Raw genomic sequence first — 21964 nt, 5'->3', positions numbered from 1 at the left:
CCGTTATCGTTATCCCAAAATTCCATCGACCTCGAACCCGTTAAGAAACAGGGCTTGTTTCTTTACCATTTGGGCCGCCATCAGGAAGCTTTTCCGTTATTAAAGCCGAGCGCTGAAAAGGGAGATCAGGAGTCCCAGTATTGTCTCGGAGATATGCTGCGTGAGAAAAACTTTGGCTACCTGACTAGAGAAGCCATTCAGTGGTTTGAGCATGCTGCTCTTCAAGGACACTTGTATGCGATGGTAGCTCTGACGTCTGAACATACGGCCGATTGTTTTATATATAGAGATTGCAGCCTTGCGAAGAGATGGAAAGCCAAAGCCCTGGAAGCCATCGAGCAGAAGGCGAACGACGGTAACGGGGAGGCCATGCTGCTGACGTACTACGTAACGAATGATCTTAACTGGTTATCGAGATCTGCCGAGTCAGGGTTTTCTGATGCAATGTACAGACTTGGCCGGGAGTACGGTAAGGGGGAAGGAATATTTCTAATGCCTAATAGGCGCCAGCTTGCAGCCGATGAGTGGATTGTAAAAGCTGCTGAGGGCGGGCATCTGATAGCTATCAATGATGTTGTTGAGATGAAGTCTTTCCAGAACGATTTGAAGGGCGTTAGATATTGGACCGAGCGCGGACTCGAAGGTGGTGGTTTCAACGCAACCGCGAGATATGCTCGCTGGTTATCTGATGCTCCCACCGCAACCGCTGATTCAAATGACTTGATTAAAGCCTATGGGCTAACGGTGTTGCTGGATGAGGCTGCACCTACCCGTTGGTCCGGCCGAACATACCGCGCGCTGGAGGAGATCGCTGCAATGATGACCCCCTCGCAAATCAAAGCCGGACAATTGTTCGCTGAAGAGTGGGTACGAAAGCATCCACCTTTAAGGAAAGATTCAAGGTGACAACTGTGAGGCGTTTAAATGACTCGTGATGAGTTGGAGCTTCAACAGTGAAGTCGCTGAATGGGCTGGGTTTAGATGCGGAGATGGCGATGAGGTTGTTAGTTTTTTTCACGGTTGTTGCATTCGGGGTCTGTGCGTCTGGCGTAGTGCTTGCTGAGTTGACGTCAAGTCAGGAAACTGCAAAAAGTCAGGGTATCTTTTTCTATAATATGCGCAGAGGTAGCGAAGCTGAGCCGCTTCTGGAACTGGCTGCACGCGCAGGTGATCGGGATTCACAGTATTTTCTCGGAGAACTTAAAAGAAGCCAAAGATTCAGGGTCGATTCAGAGGCGCGATATTGGTACGAACAAGCGGCGCATCAGGGTGATGTCTACGCCATGATGCGGCTCATCACAAGTAGTGACCAAAACTGCCGGATACTGCAAAACTGCGCCGCTACAACCAGAAGTCCTCATGAATGGTTGGAGTCGGCGCTTACTCTAGGCAAGGAGAGGGCGCAGCGAGGTGACGGTGAGGCAATGTTTCAGCTGTATTGGATAACACAAAGCTTCTATTGGCTGGAGAAATCTGCCAAGTCCGGTTTCCCGGAAGCGCAGCTCCGATTAGCGTCCGAGTATTCAAAAGGAAAGGGGTTTTTCCTTTTTCATGGTAGACGACTACGGGCTATCGATGGTTTGGTAACCGCCTCGGCTGAGGCCGGATATATTCCTGCGATGGAGGCTCTTTTGGCGAAGGTCATTAGACGCAATAACCAAAAGGCCGTAGCGTACTGGTTAGAGAAATTGACTGATGAGGGAAGTTTGGTAGGCATCGTATTGTCATCTGTAGCGATGGCGCATTTGAGTGATGAGTTCCGACATCCACTTGATTTGGTTAAGGCCTATGGGCTTGCTCTTGTTGCAACCCAGACTGAACGATCAGACTACAGAGCGCGTGCCAATGAGTTAGTCGCGCAAATTTCAGAAAAAATGACTCCTGATCAAATCAAGAGCGGAACGGCCTATGCAGAAAATTGGAAGGCAAGTCACAAGCCTGTTTCCGATTTTTCACCGAGGTATGAGTATGAATTTCCAAAACTGCGTCAACAATTCGGTGGGTAAAGTTGTGGGCTATTTTATTTTTTGGTTAGGTTTTCTCTTCTCGATAAATACGGTACTGGCGGCCCAGTTGACCCCGGAACAGCGTGCTTCAAAGCTGGCTGGGTTGGTTTCTTACAACATTGGGAACCCCGCCCTTGCCGCTGACCAGCTTGAAGTGGCGGCGCGGGCGGGCGACCCGGACGCTCAGTATTACCTTGGTGAGATAGAACGGCATAAAACCATGCTTATGAATCCGGCCGCCCACTTCTGGTATGTTTCCGCCGCTCGAGGCGGTGACCTGTTTGCAATGTTACGGCTGATATACAGCAACGACGATGATTCGATTACAAGCAAGCCCCCTGCTCGTTCAAAGACCACTGTACAGTGGCGCAACGTCGCGCTACGACAGGCCAGAACCAAAGCTAGGGCAGGCGATAGCGAGGCAATGTTGGTACTTTATTTTTTAGACGGCAATTTGGAGTGGCTTGTCCGGTCGGCGCGTGCGGGACTACCGGAGAGTCAGTTTAAGTTGGCTCGTGTATATCAGATTGGAGGTGGCGTATTTTTCAACTCCACAGATCGGTCCCAGGAAATAAGGAAATGGATAATTGCTGCGGCCAATGGCAATCACGTCCCGGCTATCCGTGTACTTATAAAAGAGCTGAAAGATTATCAGCGCGAGGAATCGACAGAATGGGCAAGAAACGCCATCAGGCTTGGGGATTTAGACACAACATTTGAATACCACGACATTGATATGGGCGAGGAACATCGGTCGGTCAGTTCGTATGGACTTTTGTCGCTTATTGCTGATTCCGATGTGGCTACCGGAATAGCAGAAAAAACAGCCAGAAAAATGGCGGATCTGCGAAAAAAAATGACTCCCCAACAACTGCAGGCAGGCGCAGCCTTCGCCGAAGAGTGGAAGAAAACCCATCCGCCGTTATCCAGATTTCTACCTAAGTATGGTTATTGATCGATGTTTTTGGCCCCGGTAACGGTGCGGTTGGTTTCTCAATGACGCTCAGAGTCGGATTTGAACTTGAATCGCGAACAAGTTAGCTCCTACAGCGGATTTTGCTGGTCAGCTGTAGGAGTGGCCTGTGCCTCGGATCAATCTCCGAACTTATCCAACCTCACTTCCATCACCTCCAGCACATCACAACTATCTTGCAACAACAGACAAGCCGCTTGGGCAACATGGGCGAGGTGTTTTTCGTCGGGGTCTTTGAGGTCGGCGGTGCTTAGGCAGGCCATCAGGTTTTTCACGGCGGTCAGGCGTTCGACGGCGCAGTGGTGCAGGTCGGGGAAGGGTGCGTTTGGGTTGATGAAGAGAACGGTTTTTGGGTTTTGATTCAGTGGGGTGTATTGGGTCATACGATTTAAAACCATGAGTAATTTAAAAACGCTGTCATCACTCGTCGCCAAACGAGATCAGGTGACAGCTGCACGCAGGTTGGCGAACCGGTACTCATACCCGGCAGACCCGAAGGTCTCCCACGTACAGCCGCCATAACAAAGCCATCCACGTAGACACGCACAAAGCAGTATAGAGCCATACGATTGAGTACTCGGATCGCCAAATCCGGTCGCTGATGTGCAGCGACGGGGCGAATCATAGGGAGATGGTTTGATCGGTGCAACCGCTGGCCGGATGATGGCGGGTTCGTTGGATCGTGTTTTGTTGAGGTTCAGGGCGCCAGCACCGACGTCCTCCCGGATGAATCCGGTCCTACGACTCATTGCCGAAGCGTACGAATCCGGTCCCACGGGTTTTTGCTCACCCGATAAAACCGCATTTCCCCGCACAATCAGAAACGTCCTATCGACATATCGCAATCGAACGTCTTCAATGTGGCTCGCACTGGATCAAGACTTTCCAATCGCACAGCCATTCAGGACCACGGACGATGAGCCACCCGTCACAATTCACGCTGTTGGGAAAACGCCGCTTCCTGCCGTTTTTCATTACTCAGTCCCTTGGGGCGTTTAACGATAACGTGCTCAAGCAATCGCTGATTCTGGCGATTCTCTACAAGCTGGCCATCGAGGGTGATCGTTCGATCTGGGTCAACCTGTGCGCGTTATTGTTTATTCTGCCGTTTTTCCTGTTTTCGGCGCTGGCCGGGCAGTTCGGCGAGAAGTACGCCAAGGACGCGTTGATTCGGCTGATCAAGCTGGGCGAGATCGGGATCATGCTGGTGGGTGCGGCCGGGTTCATTTATGGGCACCTGTGGCTGATGCTGGTGGCGCTGTTTGCCATGGGCACGCATTCGGCGCTGTTCGGGCCGGTGAAGTATTCGATCCTGCCGCAGCATCTGCGTGAAGAGGAACTGGTGGGCGGTAACGGTCTGGTGGAAATGGGCACGTTCCTCGCGATCCTGGCGGGCACCATCAGCGCCGGGGTGATGATGTCGACCTCGAACTACGCGCCGGTGGTTGCCAGCGTCATGATCCTGGTGGCGTGCCTGGGTTATCTCGCCAGTCGTGGCATCCCGCGTGCGGCCGCTGCGACGCCGGGATTGACGATCAACTGGAATATCTTCAGCCAGTCCTGGGCCACCTTGCGCATGGGCCTGAATCAGACGCCGGCGGTGTCGCGTTCGATTGTCGGCAACTCGTGGTTCTGGTTTGTCGGCGCGATCTACCTCACGCAGATCCCGGCCTACGCCAAAGAGTGGCTGTACGGTGACGAAACGGTCGTCACGCTGATCCTGACAGTCTTCTCCATCGGCATCGCCGCAGGTTCGATGCTTTGCGAGCGCTTGTCCGGGCGCAAGGTGGAGATTGGTCTGGTGCCGTTTGGCTCCATGGGCCTGACCGTTTTTGGCCTGCTGTTGTGGTGGCATTCGGGCAATATGCCGCAAAACGTCATGGCCAATGACTGGCTGGCGGTGCTGGGCTCTGGCCCGGCCTTGTGGGTGCTGTTTGATATTCTCGGCATTGGCGTCTTTGGCGGCTTTTATATCGTGCCGCTGTACGCGTTGATTCAGTCGCGCACTCCGGAGAATGAACGCTCCCGAGTGATCGCCGCCAACAACATTCTCAATGCGCTGTTCATGGTGGTTTCGGCGCTGGTGTCGATCCTGCTGCTCAGCGTTGCCCAGCTATCGATCCCGGAATTGTTTCTGGTCATCTCGCTGATGAACATCGCGGTCAACACCTACATCTTCAAGATCGTGCCCGAGTTCACCATGCGCTTCCTGATCTGGCTGCTCAGCCATTCCATGTACCGCGTCGAGCACCGCAATCTGGAGCTGATCCCCGATGAAGGCGCGGCGCTGCTGGTTTGCAATCATGTGTCGTTCGTCGATGCGCTGTTGATCGGCGGCGCAGTGCGGCGACCGATTCGTTTCGTGATGTATTACAAAATCTATAACCTGCCGGTGCTGAACTTTATTTTCCGCACTGCCGGGACCATTCCGATTGCCGGGCGTAATGAGGATGCGCGGATTTACGAACAGGCCTTCGAGCGAATCGCCCATTACCTGAGCGAAGGCGAACTGGTGTGTATCTTTCCGGAAGGCAAGTTGACCAAGGACGGCGAAATCGATGAGTTCAAGGGCGGCATGATCAAGGTGCTGGAACAGACTCAGGTGCCGGTGATCCCGCTGGCGTTGCAGGGTTTGTGGGGCAGCTTTTTCAGTCGCGATCCGAATAAAGGCCTGTTTCGGCGATTGTGGTCGCGGGTCACCGTGGTGGCCGGGCCAGCGCTGGCGGCCGATGGTTCGGCGCCCGCGCAGGCTCGGGAACAGGTAGCGCTGCTGCGCGGAAGCCTGCGCTGAGCCGCCTTCAGTGCTTGAGCAGCCAGTCATCGATGGCAGCGTAAACGCCGGGGATGGCTTCGCTGATGCCGCTCATGCGCAGAAAATCGTGCGTCAAGCCGTTCTGGATGTTCAGGGTCACGGGCGTGCCGGTGGCGCTGAGCCGTTCGGCGTATTCCTTGCCTTCATCGAACAGCGGGTCGTATTCCGCCAGGCTTATATAAGCGGGGGCCAACGGCCTGAGGTCCGCAGTCAGTAACGGCGAGACTCGCCAGTCGCTGCGCTGGGCCGGGTCCGGACTGTAATGAGTGTAAAACCACTGCAGTGTTTCGCTTTCCAGCAGAAAGCCTTCGGCGTAACGCTGATGGGATGCTCGTGTTCGCGAGGCGTCGGTCACCGGATAGAAGAGTAATTGCGCCTTGGGCCGCAGTTGAATGCTCTTGGGTTCAAGCACGGCACTGATCGCCAGTACGGTGGCCAAAGTCGCTCCGACGCTGTCCCCCGCGACGCTGATGTGGCGGTTGTCGATGTCGAGGCTCGCGGCGTGTTCGGCCAGCCAGTTGGCAGCGTCCAGCGCGTCATTGATTGCCGTGGGGAAGGGCGTTTCCGGCGCCAGACGATAAGTGGGTGCGAGTACTGTTTGCCGGCCATTGGCAGCCAGGCGACGGCATATGGAGTCGTGGGAATCCAGACTGCCCACCACATAACCGCCGCCGTGAAAGTACAGAATCCCCGGTTGGGGTGTCGGTTCTTGCTGCGCCACGCGGTACAACCGCGCCTCGATGTACTGGCCATCCCGGGTCGGGATCGACAGCGTGCTGACCTCGACGGCAGCGGGCGGGCAAGGATCGAGCACTTGTGACGTCTGTTCAAATTCGGCGCGTGCCTGTTCGACACTCAGTTCGTGCATGGGCCGACTCTTGCCGCTCAGGCGACCCATCTGCGCCAATTCCAGGAAACCTTCGAGATCGGGGTCCAGAGGCATTGCGTGCTCCTTTTTCAAGTTATTGGGTGACCGGTTCCGCAGCGGACAGCGCATGCAGCAGGCCAGTGAGCAGCGTCGGGTGATTGAGCAGTTGGTAATGCCCGGCCGGAATGCGAATGTTCGTCACCGCGCCGCTGATCCTTGGATGTTCGGCATCGCTGGCGCTGGCCGCCCACCAGCAATGGGCGCTGCTGGCAGTGCGCGGCAGGGCGTCGATCTGGCGGGACAGCACCTTGAGTTTCATGGCGACGCAGAAGGTGTGTGCCAGTTCGTCGCTGCCAATACTCGCGTAGGCCGAAGTCGCCGACATCTCGGTCTTGATGCGGCCGATCAATGCTTGCAGCGTCTCAACATCGCGACTCGTGCCCAGTTCAACGTCCGGCAATTGCGTTTGCGATACGCCAAAGATCACTGCCAGAAAGCTGCGCAGGTCGGCGTTCCAGTCATCTTCGACAGCGGCTTGCCCGGCGCTGGGCACGAAACTGTCCACCAGACCGAGAAACTCGACGCGCTGGCCCTGGCTTTCCAGTTCCTGGGCGACCAGCACCGCGAGGGTTCCGCCCAGCGACCAGCCCAGCAGGTGATAAGGGCCGTCGGCCTGTTTCTGCCGAATGTACTGCGCGTAGTCGATGGCCATGGCCGCCAGGGATTCGTCCTCCCAGTCGCGCTGCAACAGCATGCGGCATTGCAGGCCGTAGACGCTGCGCTTGCCGTCCAGCCGCCGGGCCAAAGGCTCGTAATCGAAGACGGTGCCAAAGCCCGCGTGCAGGCAGAACAAGGCCGGCGCGTTGTTGGTGCGGCTGTTGAGCAGCAACAATGGGTCGAGATTTTGCCCTTCGTCCGAATGGCCATCCAGTGCGAAGCCGGACAGCTCGGCGATGGTCGGTTTGCTGATCATGTCGCGCAGTTTCAACTGCACCGGCAAACCGCTGGCGCGCACCTTGGACAGCACCTTGAGGATGCGCAGGGAATCGCCGCCCAGCTCGAAGAAGTTGTCGGTGACGCCGATCTGTTCGACCTCCAGCACTTCTTGCCAGATCGCGGCCAGGCCGCGCTCGACATCGTTGCGTGGGGCGATGAATTCGCGGCCTTTGAATTCAGGGGCCGGCAAGGCCTTGCGGTCCAGCTTGCCGTTGGCATTGAGCGGGAATTCGCTGAGCGTGAGGATCTGCGCCGGCACCATGTAGTCCGGCAAGTCCGCTTGCAGCTCGCTGCGTAAACGCTGGCCAAGGTTGGCTTGCGCAACTGCGACCACATAACCGATCAGTTGTTTACCCGCAGCGCCTTCCCGCGCCACTACCACGGCATCCTGCACATCCGGCATGGCGCGCAAGCGAGCTTCGATCTCGCCGAGTTCGATGCGGAAACCGCGAATCTTCACCTGATTGTCGAGCCGCCCCAGGTAATCGATGACCCCGTCGGCACGTTGGCGTACCCGGTCGCCGGTGCGATACAAGCGTCCGCCATCGCTGGCAAACGGGTTGGCGACGAAACGTTCGGCGGTCAGGCCCGGACGCCGGTGATAACCCCGCGCCACACCCTGGCCGCCGATGTACAACTCACCGGCCACGCCGACCGGCAATGGATTAAGCGCTTCGTCGAGCACATACAAACTGCGCTCGCCGACCCGTGTGCCGATCGGCGCATACACCGCGCCGCAGGTGGCCTGCACGTCAACTTTCCACAGCAGCGGCGTGACCACCGTTTCCGTTGGCCCGTAGCCGTTGGTGAGGAACTGCGGCCTGAGGGCGCGCTTGACCCGTTCGAAGTTGGCATCGGCCACGGCATCGCCGCCGAAGCAATAAATACGCACGGGCGGTGGCGGCTGGTCCTGGGTTTCCGCGTATTCGGCCATTTGTTGCAGGTAGGCGGGCGGGAAGCAGGCGATGCTGATCCGGTGGGCATGCAGCGCGTGCCAGGTTTCTTCCGGGGTCCACAGGCGATTGTCACGCACCACCAGTTCGCCGCCGCTGAGCAAGGTCGACAGCCAGCGTTCCTGAGCGCCGTCGAAAGCGAAGGACATGAACAGCAATTCCCGGGTCTGCTCGTCCATGTCATAACGTTCGGCGATGGCCTTGCAATGCATGCGAATCTGCCCGTGACTGACCGCGACGCCTTTGGGCTGGCCGGTCGAGCCGGAGGTGTAGATCAGGTACGCAAGGTTGGCTTCCTGCACCTGATTTGCCGGGCAGGTGTGCGGCAGCGAACCGAGCTCAAGAGCGTCCAGCGCAATCAGGCCCGGCGCGATCCCGGCAAAGCGCTCCCGCAGATTACTGTGGGTGATCAACAGGTGCATCGCCGAATCACCGGCAATCCACTGAATGCGCTCCTGAGGATAATCGATGTCCAGTGGCACATACGCGGCGCCGGTTTTCATCACCGCGTAGAACGCGACGATCACGTCCACCGAGCGTTCCAGAGCGACGCCGACGAAGGTTTCCGGGCCGACACCTTGGGCGAGCAAGTGGTGGGCCAGACGGTTGGCGCGACGGTCCAGTTCGGCGTAAGTCAGTTGGCTTCCGGCACAGGTCACGGCAATCGCGTCCGGACGTTGCACGGCGTGTCCGGCGATCAATTCGGCCAACAATGGGGCGTTTGTCAGTGGCTCGGCCATCAGGTTGTTGCCGCGCAACTGCTGGCGCTCGCTGGCGTCGAGCATGTCCAGGCTGCCGAGGGTGGCGTGGGGATTGTTCAGCAAGGCCAGCAACAAAGCCTCGTAGCTGCGGCGGATTTGCTCGCTGGCCGCAGCGCTGAAGCGCTTGCGCAGGTACATGAATTCGATGGTCAGCGTGTCCTTGAGCATCACCGCCAGGTCCATGGCGAAATCGGTAACGCCACGGGCGCTGACCTCGCCGAATTGCAGGTCGTGTTGGCTGGCTTGATCCAGACGCTCGTCCAGCGGATGGTTCTCGAAGACGATGATGCTGTCGAACAACGCCTGACCGCTGTTGCCGGACCAGCGCTGAATGTCCGCGAGAGAGGCGTGCTCGTGATCGCGAATCCCCAGGTTGCAGCTTTGCAGCTGCGCCAGCCAGTCGGCGACGGTCTGGCGCGGGTCGGGGGTCTGGATGATCGGCAGGGTATTGATGAACAGGCCGAGCATTTCATCGGCATGGGCCAGGCTGGCGGGCCGTCCGGCCACCGTGGCGCCGAAACAAACCGTGGCTTGCCCGGTGAAACGCTGCAACAGCAGCAGCCAGGTGGCCTGGATCAAGGTGTTGGGGGTGATGCGCAGGCGTTGGGCCTGATCCCGCAACTGGCGGGTTTGCTCCTTGTCCCACTTCAGGTACAGCGCTTCGTGGCCTTCGAGACCGGCGGTTGGCGCAGGCGCAATGCTGCTGGCGAGCATGGTCGGCCCGCTGAGGTCTTGCAACTGGGCTTTCCAGAAGTGTTCCAGGGTTTGCTGCGACTGGGCCTTGAGCCAGGCGATGTAATCCCGATAGCGCCCGTGTTTCGGCGCCAGCGGCTGACCGCTGTAATGCTCCAGCACTTCACCGAGCAGGCGCGAACTGCTCCAGCCGTCCATCAAAATGTGGTGGCTGGTCCAGATCAGGTAATGGGTCTGCGCGTCGAGCTGCACCAACGTCAGGCGCATCAACGGTGCGGCGAGCAGATCGAAACCCTGGGCGGCATCCAGATCGACTTGCTGTTGCAACTGTTGCGGCTGCACCTCGCGACCTTGCCAGTCCAGTTGCTGCACGGCAATGCTGGCGTGCTTGTAAACCAGCTGCAAGGGTTCGGCCAGGGAACTGGCGGACCAGAACCCGCTGCGCAAAATCTCGTGACGCTCTATGACTGCATTCCACGCGGCGATGAACCGCGCCACATCAAGCCCTTGCACCGACACGGCCATCTGGTTCAGGTACAGCGCCGCATCGTTGGCTTCCAGGGTGTAGAACAGCATGCCTTGCTGCATCGGCGACAGCGGGTAGATGTCTTCCAGTTGCGCCAGCGGCACCGGCAGCGAAGCCAGTTGCGCAGCATCGAGACCCGCGAGGGCGAAGGCGCTGGCGTCGGTCGGGTCGGTTGTCTGCTGATCATCAACACGCGCCACGCTGGCCAGGTGTTCAACGGTCTGGTGCTGGAACAGATCCTTGGGCGTGAAGTGAATGCCGTTCTGCCGGGCGCGGCTGACCAGTTGAATCGAGATGATCGAGTCGCCGCCCAGGTCGAAGAAGTTATCGCTGATGCCCACTTGGGCAAGCTTGAGCACGTCCTGCCAGATTGCGGCAATGCGTTGTTGCATGGCGGTTTGCGGCGCGACGTAAACCTGCTGCATCTGGCTGGCATCGGCGGCGGGCAGCGCCTTGCGGTCCAGCTTGCCGTTGGGCGTCAGCGGCAGTTGTTCGAGGAACAGCAGCTGCGCCGGGATCATGTAGTCGGGCAAATCCTTGCGCAGGGCGGTGCGGATGCGTTCGCGCAATGCAGCTTGTTCGGCGCTGTCGCTGAGCGGTTGCGCCAGCACCACATACGCCACCAGCTGTTCACCGGTCGTGGCCGGTTGGGCAACGACGGCGGCGGTGCGTACCAGCGGCTGGGCTTGCAGACGGGTTTCGATCTCTCCCAATTCGATGCGGAAGCCGCGAATCTTCACCTGATGATCAAGGCGCCCGAGGTATTCGATGATGCCGTCGGCGCGATAACGGCACAGGTCGCCGGTGCGATACAGCTGCGCACCGGGCGCGCCGAACGGGTCCGGCACGAAGCGTTCAGCGGTCAGCTCGGGCCGCTTGAAATACCCCCGGGCCAGGCCGTTGCCGCCAATCAGCAGTTCTCCGGCGACGCCAATCGGCGCCGGTTGCAGGTCGGCGTCGAGGATGTACAGCGTGGTGTTGTCGATGGGGCGACCGAGCCAGGGTTTGGTATGGCTGCGGTCCAGTCGATGGATCGCCGACCAGATGGTGGTTTCGGTGGGCCCATACAGATTCCACAGCTGATCGCTGACCGCCAGCATGCGCGCCGCCAGTTCATCGCTCAGGGCTTCGCCGCCGCACAGCAGTTTGCAGCCTTGCAGGGCGCCGCGCCGGGGATGGTCGAGGAGCATGCGCCAGGTCGAAGGCGTGGCTTGCAGGACGCTGATGCCCTGGCGCTGCACGATGTCCAGCAACGCCTGCGGATCGAGATTGACGTCGTTGCCCGCGAGGACCACCCGCGCGCCCACGCTCAGCGGCACATAGAGTTCCAGGCCGAAAATATCGAAGCAGAACGTGGTCAGCGACAGCAGCCGGTCATCGGCAGTGATACCCGGCGCGACGGCCATGCTTGAGGTGAAGTTACGCAGCGCGCCGTGGGAAACCATCACGCCTTTGGGTTTGCCGGTGGAGCCTGAGGTGTAGAGGGTGTACGCCAGATTTTCCTGGGCGGTCGCAACGTCGGGATTGTTTTCGGAAAAGCTGCCAAGGCTACTGGCCGGATCATCCAGTACCAGTGTTTTCAGGCCTTCGGGGATCGACAAGTGCGCCTGTACATGGGCTTGGGTCAACAGCAGCTGTATGCCGCTGTCGGCGATCATGTAGGCCAGGCGTTCTTCCGGATACGTCGGGTCCAGCGGCAGATACGCACCACCGGCCTTGAGGATTGCCAGCAAGCCGACGACCATGGCCACGCTGCGTTCAACGGCGATGCCCACCAGCACTTCAGGGCCGACGCCTTGCTGGATCAAACAATGGGCCAGCTGGTTGGCGCGACGGTTGAGTTGCGCGTAAGTCAGGTGTTGCCCGGCGACGATCAGCGCGACAGCCCAGGGATTTTTCTGGACTTGGTCTTCAAACAGCCGCACCACGTTGTGGGTCGGCGGATTCTGGCTGACCGGCACGTTCCAGCCCTCGACGATCAAGGCGCGCTCGGCGTCATCCAGCAGCGGCAAACCGGCGACCCGTTGATCCGGATCGCTGACGATGCTGCGCAGCAAGGCCTGCCAATGCCGGGCCAGACGCTCGATGGTCGCTGCGTCGAACAGGTCGGTGGCGTAGGTCAGTGATGCACTGAAGCTGTGTTCGGTCAGCGAAGTGTTCAGGGTCAGGTCGAACTGCGCGGTGGGGTTGTCCCAGCCGAGGTTATCGATGGTCAGACCGGCGACCTGGCTATGGGCCGCCGTGGCGTCCGCGCCCTGATGATTGAACATCACCTGGAACAGCGGGCTGTGGCTAAGGCTGCGTTCCGGATGCAGCGCGCCGACCAGTTGTTCGAACGGCAATTCCTGATGGGCCTGGGCATCCAGCGCGGTTTGCCGGACCTGTTGCAGCAATTGGCTGAAACGCGTGTGTTCGCTGAACTCGGCCTTGAGCACCTGAGTGTTGACGAAAAAGCCGATCAGACGCTCGGTTTCCATCCGGTTGCGGTTGGCCACCGGCACGCCGACGCGGATGTCGTTTTGGCGGCTGTAGCGATGCAGCAAGGTCTGGAACGACGCCAGCAGCAACATGAACAATGTGACGTTGTGCTGCTGCGCCAGTTGCTTGAGGGCCGGGCCCAGTTGCGCGTCCAGCGCCACGTCCAGTTGCGCGCCGCGGTAACTTTGCTCGGCGGGACGCGAACGGTCGGCGGGCAGCTCCAGCACCGGTTGTTCGCCGCCCAATTGCCGGGTCCAGTAATCCAGCTGGCGCTCGCGTTCGCCGGCTTCCATCCAGTGCCGCTGCCAGATGGCGTAGTCGGCGTATTGAATCGCCAGTTCCGGCAGCTCGGGCTCGGTGCCGCCGCTGAATGCGGCATAGCATTCGATCAACTCGGCGACCATCACCTGCATGGACGCGCCGTCGGAAACGATATGGTGCTGAGCCATGACCAACACATGTTCATGCTCGCTCAGGCGCAGCAATTGAGCCCGCAGCAACGGGCCATTTTCCAGGTCGAACAGCTGGGCGGTGGTTGCGGCGATAAAGGCTTTGATTTCCGCTTCGTCGCCGCTGGTTGCCTGGCGAATCCCCAGCTTGATGGGCTGTGTATCGGCAACCATCTGCACGGTGCGCTCATCGATCAGCTGGAAGGTGGTGCGCAAACTTTGGTGACGGGCGATCAACGCGTTGAAGCTGCGCTCCAGCGCGGCAACATCCAGCTCGCCGAGCAAATGCAAGGCCATGGGGATGTGATACGCCGCGCTGTGCGGGTCCAGTTGCCAGAGGAACCATTGCCGTTCCTGGGCGAAAGACAGCGGCAATTGCTCAAAGCTCGACTGCACTTCGGGGATCGGCAGGTTGGCCGGGGACACGCCTTCTTCAAGCATCTTCTGCAAATAGACAGTGCGTTTTTCCAGCGGCAGCGTGATAAAGCGCCGGGCGATTCTCGAAGCGGTCGTGCGGTCCATCAAACTTCCTCCATGTCGTCGAGCAGTGCTTCGAGCCTGCTCAATTTCGATGTGTTCACGGCATCGCCGTCCTGCGCCAGCGAGCTGGCGAAAGCGCCCAGTGTCGGCGCCTGGAACAGTTGTTGCGGAGTCAGCTGCAAGCCGAGTTCCAGTTGCAGTCGCGACACCACCTTGATGACCAGCAGCGAATGCCCGCCCAGCTCGAAGAAGTTGTCGGTCAGGCCGACGCGCTCCAGCTTGAGTACGTCTTGCCAGATCCCGGCGATTTGCTGTTCCAGCTGGCTATGCGGCGCGACGTACTCACCTTGGGCCAGACTGGCGCTGGGTTCCGGCAGGGCGTTGCGGTCGAGTTTGCCGTTGGCGGTCAGCGGCAGGCTGGCGACAAACAGCAAGTGCGTCGGGATCATGTAGTCCGGTAGCTGCTCCTTGAGGGCGGCCTTGAGCGCTTCGCGACTGGCGATGGCTTCGTCGGCCACCACATAGGCCACCAGTTGCTGACCGTCGCTGCTGTCACGGGCCAGAACCACGGCTTGTTCAACCTGGGGTTGCGCCAATAGTTGCGCTTCGATTTCCCCCAGTTCGATACGGAAACCGCGAATCTTCACCTGATGATCGCCGCGTCCCAGATAGTCGACACTGCCATCGTTGCGGTAACGGGCCAGATCGCCAGTGCGATACAACCGGCTGCCATCCTCGGCAAACAGGTTGGGAACGAAGCGCGTCGCGGTGAGATCCTGACGATTCAGGTAACCCCGCGCCAGGCCCGCGCCGCCGATGAACAGCTCGCCGATGCAGCCTTTGGGCGCCGGATTCAGAGCGCCGTCCAGCAAGTACCAGCTAAGGTCGGCCAACGGCGCGCCAATCGGACTGCAAGTGTCCTTGAGGAAATCATCCCGGGTGATCGCCCGATAAGTAACGTGGACCGTGGTTTCGGTGATGCCGTACATGTTGATCAGCTGCGGCGAGCGATCACCAAACTGCTCGAACCACGGCCGCAGACTCGCCACGTCCAGGGCTTCGCCACCGAACACCACATAACGCAGCGCCAGGCTTTGCTGGGCCGTGCAGGCCACTGCCATCAAGGGCTTGAACGCAGATGGCGTCTGGCTCAACACCGTGACGCCGTGTTCGATAAGCAGCTCGTGGAAGGCTTGCGGGCTGCGGCTGACGGCGTGCGGCACGATCACCAGCTTGCCGCCGTAGAGCAGCGCGCCAAAGATTTCCCAGACCGAAAAGTCGAACGCGTAAGAGTGAAACAGCGTCCACACGTCCTGCTTGCTGAAGCTGAAATGCTGTTCGCCAGCCTTGAACAAACGCAGGGCGTTGGCGTGGGTCAGCAGCGCGCCTTTCGGCTGGCCGGTGGAGCCGGAGGTGTAAATCACATAGGCAAGATTCGCCGGATCGATGCTCACGAGCGGGTTGGCGTCGCTGTAGCCAGCGGCGTCGCCGTCCAGCAACAGCACCTGAATCTCCGCGCTGATCGGCAATGCGTTGAGCTGCGAACCTTGGGTCAGCAGCACGCCAATGCCGCTGTCCTCGATCATGTAGCGCAAGCGATCTTCGGGATAGGCCGGGTCCAGCGGCACATAAGCGCCACCGGCTTTGAGAATCGCCAGCAGGCCAATAATCATTTCCAGATTGCGTTCAACCGCCAGCCCGACGCGCACTTCCGGGCCGACGCCGCGTTCCATCAGTTGGTGCGCAAACCGGTTGGCGCGCTGATTGAGCTGTGCGTAAGTCAGCGTCTGGCCGTCGCAGCTCACGGCGATGGCGTTCGGCGCGCGAGCGGCCTGGGCTTCGATCAGTTGCCCAAGGCACTGCTCGATGGGGAATTCGCTGCGCGCTGGATTCCATTCCTCAAGGGCGGATGCGCTGTCGCTAAGTGTCAGTTCGCCCACTGGGCGCTCGACGTTTTCCCGCAGCGCGTTGAGCAGTTCAAGGGTCTGCCGCGCCATGGCGGCGATGATCTGCGGGCTGAACTGCTGGCGCGAATAGTTGAAGCGCAGCGCCAGATTTTCGGCGACGTTAATGATCAGAGTGAGCGGGTAGTTGGTCTGCTCGTGACTGCTGACATTGGCGAAGCGCAGGCCTTGCGGCGCGCCTTGTTCCAGCGCCTGGGAAATCGGGTAGTTTTCGAACACCAGCAGCGTGTCGAACAAGGCTTCGCCCGCGTGCTCGGCCCAGCGCTGCACGTCGGCCAACGCGCTGTGTTCGTGTTCGCGCAGGTTGAGGTTCTGCGCTTGCAGCGCTTGCAGCCACTGGCTGACGATCAGTTCCGGGCGCGGATCGCTGATCACCGGCAAGGTGTTGATGAACAGCCCGATCTGCTGCTCAATCCCGGCGATCTGGGTCGGCCGACCCGCGACAGTAGCGCCGAAGCACACCGCGTCCTGACCGCTGTAGCGTTGCAGCAGCAGTGCCCACGCACCCTGTAACAGCGTGTTGAGGGTGACTTTCTGCTGGCGGGCGAACTCGTTCAACGCTGCGGTTTGCTCGGCATCCAGCGCCAGGTTGTAGTCGGCGTGACCGGCAGGCGCAGCAAGCGGAGGCGTCAGGTGCCGGGCCAACAGCAGCGGCTCGTCCAGTGTTTTGAATTGCTCGCGCCAGAAGGTTTCGCTGGCGGCGTGATCCTGCTGTTGCAGCCAGTCGATGTAATCCCGATAGCGACCTTGATGCGCCGCGACCGGTCGCGCGCTGTAGCGTTGCAATACTTCACCGAGCAACTGCGAAGTACTCCAGCCGTCCAGCAAAATGTGGTGGTGGGTGAGGATCAGGTGATGGCTGTCGTCAGCGGTTTGCGCGGCGATCAGGTTCAGCAACGGCGCCTGGCTCAGGTCGAAACCCTGCAGCAACTGCTGTTGCGCCAGCTCATTCAGCGCCTGTGGTTGATTGGCGGATGTACGCAAGTCCAGCACGCTGAACGGCATGTCCAGACGCGCACGAACCACTTGCAGCGGTTGCTCCAGTTCGCCACTCCAGAGGAACGAAGTGCGCAGAATGTCGTGCTGGTCGATGACCGCTTGCCAGGCCTGACGGAATAATTCCGGGTCCAGGCCGCTGACGTCCAGCCGCATCTGGTTCAGGTAATTGCCCGCCGCCTGCTCGTGCAGGGTATGGAACAACATGCCTTGCTGCATCGGTGCCAGCGGGTAAATGTCCTGGATATCGGCGGCGGCAATTGGCAAGTCGTCCAGCTGTTGCTGGCTGATCGGTGCCAGCGGGAAGTCCGAAGGCGTGATGCCATTGTGTTGCGCGCAATGCTCGATCAGCTGGGCCAGTTCGTCGGCGTACTCATCGGCCAGACGCTGGATCAGCGTTTCGTCGAACATCTCGCGGCTGAAGGTCCAGCCCATGCTCAGCTCGCCGGCGTAGACCCGGCCGTTGAGGGTCAGCCAGTTGCCCAGCGGTGCCTGCGGGCTTTGCTCGGCGCCAGCGTTCTCGTCACAAGGGCTGAACAGGCTGTCGGCGGCGCCATCGAAACTGCCGTCGAACTGGCCCAGGTAATTGAAGGTGATGCGCGGCGTTGGCGCGCGACTCAACTGAGCGCGAGTCGCTTCGTCACCCAGATACCGCAGCAGGCCAAAACCGATGCCTTTGTCGGGGATGGTGCGCAGTTGCTCTTTGACGGCCTTGATCGAGTCCTCGAAGTTCGGCGCTGCAGCGAGTTTCACCGGGTACAAACTGGTAAACCAGCCCACGCTGCGGCTCAAGTCGATATCGTCGAACAGCGCTTCGCGGCCGTGGCCTTCCAGTTGAATGACGGTGCTGTCGCGTCCGGTCCAGCGGCTGAGCACGCGGCTCAGGGCGGTCAGCAGCAGGTCGTTGACCTGGGTGCGATACGCCGCTGGCGCCTGCTGCAACAACTGGCGGGTGAGGGTTTGATCCAGCCGGGTTTGCACCGTGACTGCCAGTGCATTGTCCAGACGGGCAGCGGGGCGGGCGCCGGGCAATTCGTCAGCCGCGCCCGCCAGCTGCTGCTGCCAGAACGGCAGCTGTTTTTGCAGCGCTGCGCTTGCAGTTGCGTAGGACTGCAGGCGTTCGCCCCAGGCTTGAAAGGCGCTGGTGCGGGCGGGCAGGACGATCGACTGGCCGGACTGCAACTGGCGATAGCTGCTCTGCAAGTCCTCGAACAAGACCCGCCAGGAAACGCCGTCCACCACCAAGTGATGGATTGCCAGCAGCAGGCGTTGGCTGCCGTCCTCGAGGCTGACCAGCACCGCGCGCAGCAAGGGGCCTTCTTGCAGGTTCAGGCTGCGTTGCGCGTCGTTGCCCAGTTGCGCAAGGTCCGCAATATCGCCGATGTGCGCCTGCCATAGCTCGAAGCTGCTGGCGTGCAGGGATTGATAGGCGGACGTCCAGCCGTGGGGTGTCTGGCTGAAGGTCAGGCGCAGTGCATCGTGATGGGCGAGCAGCGCGCGCAAGGCCTGCTCAAGGTGGTCGGCGTCCAGGGTGACGTTCGGCTTGAGCACCACGGACTGATTCCAGTGCTGCGGCTCGGCCAGATTCCTGGCGAAGAACGCCTGCTGAATCGGCAGCAACAGTGCCGCGCCGGTTGCCGGACCTTGCTCAATCAGCTGGCCGATGTCGTCGATGCGCGCGACGTTGGCCAGATGAGCGATGGTCTGATGCTGAAACAGTTCTTTGGGACTGAACTGGATGCCAGCCTGACGCGCGCGGCTGACCAGTTGAATGGAGATGATCGAGTCGCCGCCCAGGTCGAAAAAGTTATCGCTGATGCCAATGGTTTCGCGCTTGAGCACGTCCTGCCAAAGTTCGATCAGGCGCTGTTGCAGCTCGTTATGTGGCGCCACATAAGCGTTTTGCCGCTGAGCGCTGTCGGGCGCAGGCAGGGCCTTGCGGTCCAGTTTGCCGTTGGCGCTCAGGGGCATTTGCCCGAGAAATACCCAAAGGCCTGGCACCATGTAATCGGGCAAATGCTCGGCAAGCCGGGCCTTGATCGCCTCTTGCAGACGGCTGTGGCGGCCGGCTTCGGCGGGCTGCACGGGCACCACATAACCCACCAGTTGCTGGTCGACGGCGAGGACCACCGCTTCGCGGATGTCTGACAGTTCCAGCAGGCGGGTTTCGATTTCCCCCAGCTCGATGCGCAGGCCGCGAATCTTCACTTGATGGTCGATGCGGCCGCGATATTCGATGACGCCGTCGGCGCGATAGCAGGCCAGGTCGCCGGTGCGATACAGGCGCTCGCCAGCGCCGAACGGGCTGGTGACGAAGCGTTCGGCCGTCAGCGCTGGACGCTGATGATAACCACGGGCCAGGCCCACGCCGCCCAGGTACAGCTCGCCGATCACGCCAACCGGCAGCGGCTGCAATTGCCTGTCGAGGATGTGCGTGGTCAGGTTGGCGATGGGCTGGCCGATGGGCACGCTGTCGCGCTGTTCCTCGCGGCAGGTCCAATGGGTCACATCGATGGCCGCTTCGGTCGGGCCATAAAGATTGAACAGGCTGGCGTTGGGCAGTTTGGCGAACACCTGTTGCTGGGTGTCCACCGGCAGGGCTTCGCCGCTGCAAATGATGCGTTGCAAACCGGTGCAGCGCTGCGCGGTTTCGTCCAGCAGGAAGGCTTGCAGCATCGAAGGGACGAAATGCAGGGTGGTGACCTGATGGCGTTCGATCAGCGCCACCAGTTTCGCCGGATCGCGATGATCCCCCGGCGCGGCCATGGCCAGGCGCGCACCGGTCATCAACGGCCAGAAAAACTCCCAGACCGAGACGTCGAAACTGAACGGGGTTTTTTGCAGCACGGTGTCGCGGCTGTCCAGCTGGTAAGCCTGCTGCATCCAGCACAGCCGATTGGTCAGTGCCGCATGCCGGTTGCCCGCGCCTTTGGGTTTGCCGGTGGAGCCTGAGGTGTAGATCACGTAAGCCAGGTTTTCCGGGGTAACCCTGATCTCGGGATTGCTCGACGGGAAGCCGGAGAGATCCAGTTCGTCGAGGCTGAGGATGTTCAGCCCGGGCTCGGTGGGCAGTTGCTTGAGCACTTCTTGTTGCGTCAGCAGCAATTGAATGCCGCTGTCTTCGATCATGTAGGCCAGCCTCTCGCGGGGGTATTCCGGGTCCAGCGGCACATAGGCGCCGCCCGCCTTGAGAATCGCCAGCAGGCCGACGACCATGGCCACGCTGCGCTCGACGGCAATGCCCACCAACACTTCCGGGCCGACGCCCAGCGTCATGAGTTGGTGCGCCAGTTGGTTGGTTTGCTGGTTGAGCTGAAGATAGCTCAGGGATTGCTCGGCAAACACCAGTGCCGTGGCGTCCGGCGTTTGCTGCGCTTGGTGTTCAATCAGGCGCTGCACCGGTTGATCGAGGGGATAAGCGGTTTGCGTGGCGTTCCAGTTCTGGAGCGTCTCAAGTTCCGCTGCGCCGAGCATCGACAGCTCGCCAATCCGCTGCTCCGGATGATCAAGCATGGCCTGCAACAGATTCTGCCAATGCTGGCCGAGACGCTCGATGGTTTGCGGCAGGAACAACTCGGCGCGGTATTCCAGATCAGCGCGAATGCGTTGTCGCGAGTAATCGATATCGATGCTCAAGTCGAACTTGGCTTGCGGCAAGGCGACCGGCAGCGCGGTCAGTTGCAGATCGCCCAGTCGCAGCGAGGTTTGCACAGGCTCGGCGATACGCCAGTTGAGCAAGGTCTGGAACAGCGGGTTGGCCTGGGTGCTGCGTTGCAGGTTCAGTCGGTCGAGCAGCAATTCAATCGGGTAATCGGCATGCTCCAGCGCAGCCCGTGAGGCGTGCCGCAGGTCATGCAGGAAGTCGCTGACGGATTGATCCGGAACGAGACGGGCGCGGTAGATCTGGCTGCTGACAAAAAAGCCCACCAGTTCCTGGGTTGCACTCTGATTGCGTGTGGCGTTGGGCACGCCGACAGTGAAATCCCGCTGACCGCTGTAGCGGCTCAAGAGCAATTGCCACGCGCCCAACAGCACAACAAAAGGCGACAAGCTGTGCAGCTGACAGAACCCGTGCAGTTGTCGGGAAAATGCTTCGGGCAGCGTCAAGGCAACGCTGCCTTGAGTGTTGTCGCGCACGGCACTGGCCGGGAAATCGGTTGGCAATGCCAGGGTCGGTAACGCGTCGCCCAGATAGTTTTGCCAGTAGGCGGCGGCTTCATCGTGCGCGGCGGTGGCCAGGTACTCTTCGCGCTGCCAGCGGGCGTAGTCCAGGTACTGAATCGCCGGGCGCTTGAGGGGCTCGGCATCGCCAAGGCTCAGGCGCTGAAAGGCGGTGACCAGATCCTGCATGAGAATCGGATTGGACCAGGCGTCGGAGACGATGTGATGCAGGGTGAGCAGCAACACGTGCTCCTGCTCGTCGAGCTTGAGCAGCGTGGCGCGAATCAACGGCGCACTGCCCAGATCGAACGGGCGAGCGGCTTCGGCGGCTATATGGCTGGCGAGTGTGTGGCGATCATCGAGGTTGATTCTGGCCAGATTCAGTTGCGCGTCCCGATCAACAATCTGCCGTGGCGTGCCGTCGATGTCCTCGAAGCGGGTGCGCAGGATGTCGTGGCGATTCACCACCTTGCGCAATGCGCTTTCCAGCAGCGCGCCATCCAGCCGACCTTTGATCGACAAGGCACGCGGCAGGTTGTAGGCGGCGCTGTCCGGGGCGAATTGCTGCAACAACCACAAACGCTGCTGGGCGAACGAAACCGGCATCGGGCCTTGTACAGCCGAGGCCTTGATCCCGTGTTCGGTGCCTTGCTCATCAGCCATGAGCAGGGCCAGCAGGTCGTCGTCGGGTTGTTGATTGATTTGATTCATGATCGCTCTCGTCGCCGTCGGCAGAGGAATTGGCTTTGTCAGAAAGACGAAGGGGTGAGGGGCAGATTTAGCGGGGGGCGCGAGGTAATCCCTTGGCTGCAACCGGTAGGAGGGAACTTGTCCCCGAAGGCGCCAGT

The 21964-nt window shown here is 60.1% G+C and carries 8 protein-coding genes; 4 read left to right on the top strand and 4 right to left on the bottom strand.

What is annotated here, in order from left to right; translation table 11 throughout:
• The first annotated feature begins 54 nt into the window (after nt 1-54).
• Genes CFII64_RS09925 through CFII64_RS09915 form a run of 3 tightly spaced genes read left to right on the top strand, consistent with a single transcriptional unit; the run spans nt 55 to nt 2961 of the window.
• Nucleotides 55-906 (top strand): tetratricopeptide repeat protein, encoded by an 852-nt coding sequence (locus CFII64_RS09925; RefSeq protein ID WP_156883157.1) that lies wholly within the window; start codon nt 55-57, stop codon nt 904-906.
• A gap of 47 nt (nt 907-953) precedes the next feature.
• Complete coding sequence (locus tag CFII64_RS09920) at nt 954-2006, top strand: tetratricopeptide repeat protein (protein ID WP_020290650.1); 1053 nt, start codon at nt 954-956, stop codon at nt 2004-2006.
• Nucleotides 1969-2961, top strand: a complete 993-nt coding sequence (locus tag CFII64_RS09915) for a tetratricopeptide repeat protein (protein WP_020290649.1) — start codon at nt 1969-1971, stop codon at nt 2959-2961. The genes CFII64_RS09920 and CFII64_RS09915 overlap by 38 nt, the downstream gene beginning before the upstream one ends.
• Before the next feature lie 137 nt (nt 2962-3098).
• On the opposite strand, the gene CFII64_RS09910 is transcribed toward CFII64_RS09915, so the two are convergent.
• Nucleotides 3099-3362, bottom strand: coding sequence for a hypothetical protein (locus tag CFII64_RS09910; RefSeq protein WP_020290648.1), 264 nt, complete (start codon nt 3360-3362; stop codon nt 3099-3101).
• 533 nt (nt 3363-3895) lie between these two features.
• Between CFII64_RS09910 and CFII64_RS09905 the strand changes: the two genes are divergently transcribed.
• Nucleotides 3896-5770 (top strand): MFS transporter, encoded by a 1875-nt coding sequence (locus CFII64_RS09905; RefSeq protein WP_020290647.1) that lies wholly within the window; start codon nt 3896-3898, stop codon nt 5768-5770.
• A gap of 7 nt (nt 5771-5777) precedes the next feature.
• Here the strand turns inward: CFII64_RS09905 and CFII64_RS09900 are convergent, their stop codons facing one another.
• From CFII64_RS09900 to CFII64_RS09890, 3 genes are read right to left on the bottom strand one after another with little or no spacing between them, the layout of a single operon-like run.
• Nucleotides 5778-6734, bottom strand: coding sequence for an alpha/beta hydrolase (locus tag CFII64_RS09900; RefSeq protein ID WP_020290646.1), 957 nt, complete (start codon nt 6732-6734; stop codon nt 5778-5780).
• Between the two features lie 19 nt (nt 6735-6753).
• Nucleotides 6754-14037, bottom strand: a complete 7284-nt coding sequence (locus CFII64_RS09895) for a non-ribosomal peptide synthetase (RefSeq protein WP_020290645.1) — start codon at nt 14035-14037, stop codon at nt 6754-6756.
• The gene (locus tag CFII64_RS09890) at nt 14037-21827 is read right to left on the bottom strand and encodes a non-ribosomal peptide synthetase (RefSeq protein WP_020290644.1); all 7791 of its coding nucleotides are present in this window, start codon (nt 21825-21827) and stop codon (nt 14037-14039) included. Before CFII64_RS09890 ends, CFII64_RS09895 begins: the two co-directional genes overlap by 1 nt.
• Nucleotides 21828-21964 lie beyond the last annotated feature (137 nt).

It is taken from the genome of Pseudomonas sp. CFII64 (assembly GCF_000416235.1).
Lineage (GTDB): Bacteria > Pseudomonadota > Gammaproteobacteria > Pseudomonadales > Pseudomonadaceae > Aquipseudomonas.
Note: the sequence above shows the minus strand (reverse complement) of the source record. Positions and strands in the feature narration are given on the sequence as shown.